Annotated in this window: 6 protein-coding genes; 1 reads left to right on the top strand and 5 read right to left on the bottom strand. The window is 76.7% G+C overall.

Annotated features, from left to right (window positions below):
- The 4 genes from VF468_25535 to VF468_25520 all read right to left on the bottom strand — a co-directional run.
- A partial coding sequence (locus VF468_25535) for a class I SAM-dependent methyltransferase (protein ID HEX5881650.1) occupies positions 1-1,063 on the bottom strand: 1,063 nt, incomplete at its 3' end.
- 105 nt (positions 1,064-1,168) lie between these two features.
- Positions 1,169-2,704 carry a LuxR C-terminal-related transcriptional regulator gene (locus VF468_25530; protein ID HEX5881649.1) on the bottom strand — a complete coding sequence of 512 codons (1,536 nt, stop codon included), beginning with the start codon at positions 2,702-2,704 and terminating at the stop codon, positions 1,169-1,171.
- Between the two features lie 22 nt (positions 2,705-2,726).
- A complete protein-coding gene (locus VF468_25525; protein ID HEX5881648.1) occupies positions 2,727-3,668 on the bottom strand; it encodes a zinc-binding dehydrogenase in 942 nt (313 codons plus the stop codon).
- A gap of 9 nt (positions 3,669-3,677) precedes the next feature.
- On the bottom strand, positions 3,678-4,313 hold the full coding sequence (locus tag VF468_25520; GenBank protein ID HEX5881647.1) for a TetR/AcrR family transcriptional regulator: 636 nt from the start codon (positions 4,311-4,313) through the stop codon (positions 3,678-3,680).
- A 103-nt stretch (positions 4,314-4,416) separates the two neighbouring features.
- Between VF468_25520 and VF468_25515 the strand changes: the two genes are divergently transcribed.
- Positions 4,417-5,451 carry a 5'-3' exonuclease H3TH domain-containing protein gene (locus VF468_25515; protein ID HEX5881646.1) on the top strand — a complete coding sequence of 345 codons (1,035 nt, stop codon included), beginning with the start codon at positions 4,417-4,419 and terminating at the stop codon, positions 5,449-5,451.
- On the opposite strand, the gene VF468_25510 is transcribed toward VF468_25515, so the two are convergent.
- The coding region (locus VF468_25510) for an MFS transporter (protein HEX5881645.1) at positions 5,448-6,926 on the bottom strand (1,479 nt) is incomplete at its 5' end. The genes VF468_25515 and VF468_25510 overlap by 4 nt on opposite strands.

Here is a 6,926-nt window from a genome sequence, read left to right as displayed (position 1 = left end):
GGGCCTTGGAGGCCACGAACACGGCGTTGAGGGGGTCGCCGGGCGCCTCGTGGACGGCGACCTCGGCGAAGCCGGCGTCGGCGAGCATGGCCCGGGCCAGCTCCTCGCCCCAGGCCGCGCCCAGCCCGGCGCCCCCGCCGGCCAGCGACACGGTCATGCAGTGCAGCGTGCTCACCGCGTACAGCATCGGCGCCAGCGGGTTGGCCAGGTTGCCCTCCAGGCGGCTGGACACCCGCGGCTCGACCATGACGAAGGTCCCGCCGGGGGCCAGGGCGGCGCAGATCCGGTCCAGGACGGCGGCCGGGGCCACCTGGTCGTGGACGGCGTCGAACACGAACACGACGTCGAACGGCTCCTCGGCGGCCAGGTGGGCGGCGTCGCGGACCTCGAAGCGGGCGTTGGCCAGGCCGGCCGCCTCGGACCGGGCCCGGGCGATGGCGTCGGTGGCCAGGTCGTAGCCGACGAAGGTCGAGGCCGGGAAGGCGCCGGCCAGCAGCACGATCGCGTGGCCGGTGCCGCAGCCGACGTCGGCCACCCGGGCCCCGGCGGCCAGCCGCTCGCCCAGCCCCGGGACCAGCGGCACGTAGGCGTCGACCAGCAGCTCGTCGAAGGCGCCGCGCCCCAGCCCGTCCATCACGTCGGTGAACTCGGGCCGGAACTCGGCGTAGGGCACGCCGCCGCCCTCGCGGAAGGCCCGCGCGACCGCGTCGACGTGCTTGGCCAGGTGGGTGTCGAGCCGGCTGAACGGGGCCAGGTTGGCCGAGCCCGGCCCGGTGAGGCAGGCGGCGTGCTCGGCCGGCAGGCGGAAGGTCCCGCCGGCCGGGTCGTACTCGACGATCCCGCCGGTCACCATGGCGCCCAGCCACTCCCGCACGTAGCGCTCCTGGAGGTCGGCCCGGGCGGCCAGCTCGGCGCTGGTCGCGGGGCCGGCCGCGGCGGCGGTGAACAGCCCGGTCCGGTGCCCGATGTCGACCAGGAAGGTCAGCAGCCTGCCTGTGTACAGCTCGAACAGGCGTCCGGCAAAGGCCTCGACCCGGGCCTTGTCCAGCGTCAGCTCCGTCATCGTGGTCCCTCCGCGCTCGAACGGCTCCTGGCCGAACCGTACCGAGGCGCGCCGGCCGGGGGCATCGGGCGGGGTGTGCAATCCCGGACCGGCCGATGGGTCGTTTCACCCACGTTCCGGGGTCGCCAGGCCGTGCTCGTAGGCGAAGGCGGCCGCCTGGGTCCGCGAGCTCACGCCGAGCTTGGCGAAGATGTTCGACAGGTGCCTGGCCACGGTCTTGGGGCTGAGCACCAGCGTCGCGGCGATCTCCCGGTTGGTCCGGCCGGCGGCGACCAGGGCCAGGACCTCCGCCTCGCGCGCCGACAGGCCACCCGGCAGCGCCGGCCGCCCGCGCAGGGCCGCCACCCGGGCGGCGTCCAGGGTCGCCCCCAGCTGGTCGAAGACGGCCGCGGCGGCGTCCAGCTCCCGGGCGGCCGCGTCGCCGTCGTCCAGCGCCCGGTAGGCCACGACGAGCAGCAGCCGGACCCGGGCGGCGTCGTAGGGGGCGTCCAGCTCCCGCCAGCGCCTGCAGGCCGCCCGCAGGGTCGGCAGGGCCGCCTCGGCCCGCCCCTCGGCCAGCAGCAGGGCGCCCCTGGCCTGCAGCGCCGCCGCCTCCAGGCCCGAGCTGCCGTAGGTGGAGGCGGTCCTGGTCAGCTCGTCGCAGGCCCGCGCGGCCGTGCCGGCATCGCCGGCGGCCAGGGCGATCTCGACCTGGGCGGCGCAGAGCTGGGCCCGGGCCAGCCGGTCGGAGGTGACGGCGGTCAGGGCGGCCCGGATCGACGCCGCCGCCGTCGAGGCCCGGCCCTGGGCGAGCCGCAGCAGGGCCAGGCCGGGCTGGGGGTCGCGGCCGAGCCCGTGGGCGCGACGGTAGGCCGCCTCCGCCCCGGCCAGATCGCCCCGGAGCCGGTGGAGCTCCCCGAGCTGGTAGTGGCCCTCGGCCGCGCCGGCGACATGCAGGTCGGCCAGCTCAAGGCAGACCAGGGCCGCCTCCTGCTCGGCCTGGGCCCAGGCGCCCCGGCGGGCCATGACCTGGGAGCGGTGGACCCGGCAGATGCCGGTGAACAGCACGGCCGCCGGCAGGCCGGCGAGCCAGCGGCTGGTCGCCTCCGTCCACTCGGCCGCCCGGCGGACGTCGGCCAGCTCGTGGAAGGCGGCCATCAGGTGGCAGTAGACGTTGCCGGCGTACTCCGGGCGCAGCTCGCCCGAGAGCACGGCCAGCATGGCCTCGTCGAGCAGGGCCATGCCCTCGGCCACCCGGCCCTGTCTGACCAGCGCCCGACCCTCGAACAGGTCGCCGGCGGCGACCAGGTTGGGGTCGGCGTGGCGGCGGCCGATGTCGCGGACCCGCCCGGCCGTGGCCACGACCGCGGCCTGGTCGCCGCCGGCGAGGGTGCCCTCCAGCTCGAAGTAGAGGAGATAGCCGTGCTCCACCTGCTCCGGCTCGTCGCGGAGCAGCCGCTGGGCCCGGCCCAGCCAGCCCGACCCGACCACGCCGTCGCCGCGCAGGAAGGCGTTGACGGCGCTCCTGATGGCGGCCATGGCCGCCGGCCGGGGACGGCCGTCGTCCAGGTGGTTGCGGTAGGCCCGCTCGAGCAGGGCCGACGCCTCGTCGACGTCGCCCCGCCACCAGGCGACGTCGGCCCGGTCCTCCAGGTCGTCCACCGAACGCTCCCTCCCGGCTGACTCAGGTGACCAGGACCAGCTTGCCCAGCTTGCCGCCGGCGGCGAAGCGGTCGTAGGCCTCCTGGGCGGCGTCCAGGGGGAAGGTGGCGGCCACCGGGATGCGCAGCCGGCCGCCGGCGACCAGCGGCAGGGTCTGGTGCTCGACCCGGCGAGCGGCGTCGGCCTTCAGCTCCAGCGGGCGCAAGCGCAGGTTGGAGGCGAGCACGCGGGCCTGGCGGGCCCACAGCTTGCGCAGGTCGATCTCGGCGGTGGCGCCGGCGCCGAACCCGATGACCATGAGGCGGCCGCCGGTGGCCAGCGCGTCCACGTCGCCGGGGACGTTGGGGGCGCCGACCAGCTCCAGGATGACGTCGAAGGGGCCGTGGCCGAACGCCTGGGCGGGCTCGGCGACCACGGCGGCGCCGAGGTCGGCCACGGCCTGGTGGTGGCCGGGGTTGCGGACGCTGGCCACCACCTCGGCCCCGGCGGCCGCGGCCAGCTGGACGGCGGCCGTGCCGACCCCGCCGGCGGCGCCGTGGACCAGCAGCCGGTCGCCGAGGCCGAGGCCGCACTGGGTGAAGAGGGCGTCGTGGGCGGTGGTGACGACCTCGGGGAAGCCGCCGGCCTCGGGCCAGCCGAGCCCGTCGGGGACGGGGATGGCCACCCGCTCGTGGATCACGGCCAGCTCGGCCTGGCCGCCCCCGCCGACCACCGCCATCACCCGGTCGCCGGCGATGAAGCGGAAGACGTCGGGCCCGATCGCGGCAACCTCGCCGGCCAGCTCCAACCCGGGGATGTCGGCCGGGCTGCCCGGCGGGGCCGGGTAGCGGCCCCTGGCCTGCTGCAGGTCGGCGCCGTTGAGCCCGGCGGCCGCGACCCGGACCAGCAGCTCGCCCCGGCCCGGCTCCGGGTCGGGGCGCTCGGCCACCACCAGCCGCCCGTCGGAGATCGTGACCGCCCGCATGCGGCGAGCCTACGTTTGGGGATCCGGGCTGTACAGCGTCCGCATCCAGATGGTGAACAGCGTCTCCAGCGCGGCCGAGCGGTCGGCGTCGGTCGCCCCGACCCGGCCGAAGGTGGCGGCCAGGTGGCGCTCGGTCATCCAGACCAGGGCGGCGGCCACGTGGTCGGGATGGGCCAGGCTGGTCCGACCGGCGGCGACGTCGCGGCGGATGCGGGCCGCGGTGGCGTCCACGAACCCCTGGACCAGGCCGCGGTAGACGGCCTCGACGTCGGCGTCGTGGCTGGCCGCCTCGGCGATGGCCCGCAGCAGGGGACCGTGGGCGGCGTACACGTCGGCCAGGCGCTCCAGCGACTCGCGGCCCTCGGCCAGCGGGTCGCCGCGGCCCCGGAGCCAGCCGGCGCTCATCTCCCACAGCTCCTCGTTGAGGTCGCGGATGAGATGGACGAGCAGGTCCTGGCGGTCGGTGAAGTGGCGGTAGAAGGCGGTGCGGGACTGGCTGGTGGCGGCCATCAGGTCGTCGACGGTCAGCTCGCGGAACGGCCGCTCGCGCAGCAGCCGCTCGGCCGCCTCCAGGATCTCCTGCTCGGAGTCCTCCCGCCGCCGCCGGCGCCGCCGGCCCGGCTCCACCTTGACGCTGCCAATCATCGCCACAATCTACCAAGGACCTCTGCAGGCGCGGCCGAGTCTCAACCTTCCTGCGACAAGACGGCACCTTGCGCGCCTGGCGTTCGAGGGTGATCGTGGTCGCATGCCTCCCATACCCGCCGACACCCCGCAGCTGTTCGTGCTCGACGAGCCGGCGGCCGAGGGGGCGGCCGTCCGGGAGGCGCGGCCGCGTCAGGGTCCCGAGGGGCGGCGGCGCCAGGGCCGCGGGCCGCGGCGGCCGGTCCCGGTGCTGCTGGCCGTCGACGGCAACGGGCTGGCCCACCGGGCCTTCCACGCCGTCGGCGGGGCCGAGGGGCCGCCGGGGGAGGCGCGCCAGCGGGTCCTGGCCATGCTGGCCCGCATCGGGGCGGCGACCCGTCCCAGCGCCTGCGTGGTCGGCTTCGACGACCCGATCCGCTCGCTGCGGCGCGACCGCCATCCCGGCTACAAGTCGGCCCGCCCGCCCAAGGACGACGCCCTGGTCGACCTGCTCGGCGAGCTGCCCGGGCTGCTGTCGGAGCTCGGCATCTGCGTGGTCGTCCCGGCGGGGCTGGAGGCCGACGACGTGCTCGGCTCGGCCGCCGCCCTGGCCCGGCGGCGCGGAGTGGCGGCCGCCCTGGCCACCGGCGACCAGGACGCGTTCGCGCTCGTCGCCCCCACCGTCCAGGTCTTCTACCTGGTCACGGGCGGGCGCATGGAGCAGGTCTCGCCGAGCTGGCTGCGGGCCCGCTACGGCGTCGGCCCGGCCGCCTACCCGGCGTTGGCGGCCCTGCGGGGCGACGCCAGCGACTGCCTCCCCGGGGTCAAGGGCATCGGCGCCGTCACCGCCGCCCGGCTGCTGGACGCCTACGGCACCGTCGAGGCGGCCCTCGACGACCCGGCCGGGGTGGCCCGGCTGCTCGGCGCCTGGGTCGCCGAGGCCCTGGTCACCCAGCGGGCCACCTACGAGCTCAACCGCGAGCTGATGGCCATCCGCGACGACGTCCCCCTCGAGGTCGCCACCTGCACCCGCCGCCTCGACGCCCGCACCGTCGCCGCCGTCCTCACCGACCACGGCGCCGCCGACCTCACCGGCCGCTTCCTCGGGTCGTTCGCCCAGCTGGGGCGGGCCGCCTGGCGCCGTTCGGCGGAGGCCTAGCGTCGCCCGAGCAGGACGGCGGCCAGGGCGGCCAGCCCGAGGGTCAGGACCGCGCTGATGGCGGAGGTGGTCACGAGCCCCTGGGCGAACGCCTGGCGGGCCGCGTCCAGGAGGGCCGTGCCGAGCGCCCCCGGGAGCTGCCCGGCCGCGACCATGGCCCCGCCGAGGGTGTCGCGGGCGGCCTCGGCGGCCCCGGCCGGGATCCCGGCCGGGAGGGCATCGGTGACCTGGACGCGGTAGACGGCGGCCCCGACGCTGCCGAGGACGGCGATGCCAAGGGCCCCACCCAGCTCGGCGCCCGTCTCCGACAGGGCCGCGGCCGACCCGGCCCGCTCGGGCGGGGCCGACCCGATGATCAGGTCGGTGGCCAGCGTCCCCACCGGGGCGACGCCCATGGAGAAGACGACCGACCCGGCCACCACGACCCCCAGCCCCCCCGTCCCGTCGACCAGGGTGAGGAGCCCGAAACCGGCCGCGGCCAGGACCAGGCCGCCCGCCATCACCAGGCCCGGCCGGGCCCGCCGGGCCAGCACCGGGGTCAGCATCGACCCGGCGACCAGCCCGCAGGCCGAGGGCAGCGTCCACAGGCCGGCCTGGAGCGGTGACAGGCCGAGGACCAGCTGGAGGTACTGGGCGACGAACAGGAAGGTGCCGAAGGTCACGAACAGGCTGAGGGTGAGGGTGGCCAGCGAGCCGCTGAAGGTCCGGCTGGCGAACAGCGACAGGTCGACCAGCGGGTCGGCCAGGGTGCGCTGCCGGCGGACGAACAGCCAGCCGACGGCCAGCCCGGCCACCACCGGCAGCGCCGGCTCGGGCCCGAGGCCGTCCAGGGCGAGCTGCTTGAGCCCGTAGATCACCAGCAGCACCGCGGCCAGCGACATGGCCGCGCTGCGGAGATCCAGCCAGCCCGCGTCCGGGTCCTTGTACTCGGGCAGCAGCACCGGGCCAACCACCAGCAGCAGCACCATCACGGGCACGGCCAGCAGGAACACCGACCCCCACCAGAACCACTCCAGGAGCACCCCGCCCAGCAGCGGCCCGATGGCGGCCCCGACCGAGAAGCTGGTCGCCCACACGGCCACGGCGACCGTGCGCTGCCCCGGGTCGGTGAACATGTTGCGGATCAGCGACAGGGTCGAGGGGGCCAGGGTCGCCCCGGCCACGCCCAGCAGCGCCCGGGTCGCGATCAGCATCTCGGCGCTGGTGGAGAAGGCGGCCAGCACGGAGGCGACCCCGAAGGCGGCCGCGCCGATCAGCAGGAGCCGGCGGCGGCCGATGCGGTCCCCGAGGGTTCCCATGGTGATCAGCGACCCGGCGACCATGAACCCGTCGATGTCGATGATCCACAGCAGCTGGGCGCTGCTGGGCTGCAGGTCCGCGGTCAGGGCCGGGACGGCCAGGTTCAGCACCTCCAGGTCCATGGTGGCGAGCAGGCAGGGCAGGGCGATCACGGCCAGCCCGGCCCACTCCCGGCG

The sequence above is a fragment of the Actinomycetota bacterium genome, from assembly GCA_036280995.1.
Lineage (GTDB): Bacteria > Actinomycetota > CALGFH01 > CALGFH01 > CALGFH01 > CALGFH01.
The sequence above is the reverse complement of the archived record's forward strand: the minus strand, read 5'-3'. Positions and strand labels throughout refer to the sequence as shown.

Bases quoted from the DNA above. Each gene is read 5' to 3' on its own strand.
- VF468_25515 (HEX5881646.1), top strand. From the start codon at position 4,417: ATGCCTCCCATACCCGCCGACACCCCGCAGCTGTTCGTGCTCGACGAG.
- VF468_25525 (HEX5881648.1), bottom strand. From the start codon at position 3,668: ATGCGGGCGGTCACGATCTCCGACGGGCGGCTGGTGGTGGCCGAGCGC.
- VF468_25520 (HEX5881647.1), bottom strand. From the start codon at position 4,313: ATGATTGGCAGCGTCAAGGTGGAGCCGGGCCGGCGGCGCCGGCGGCGG.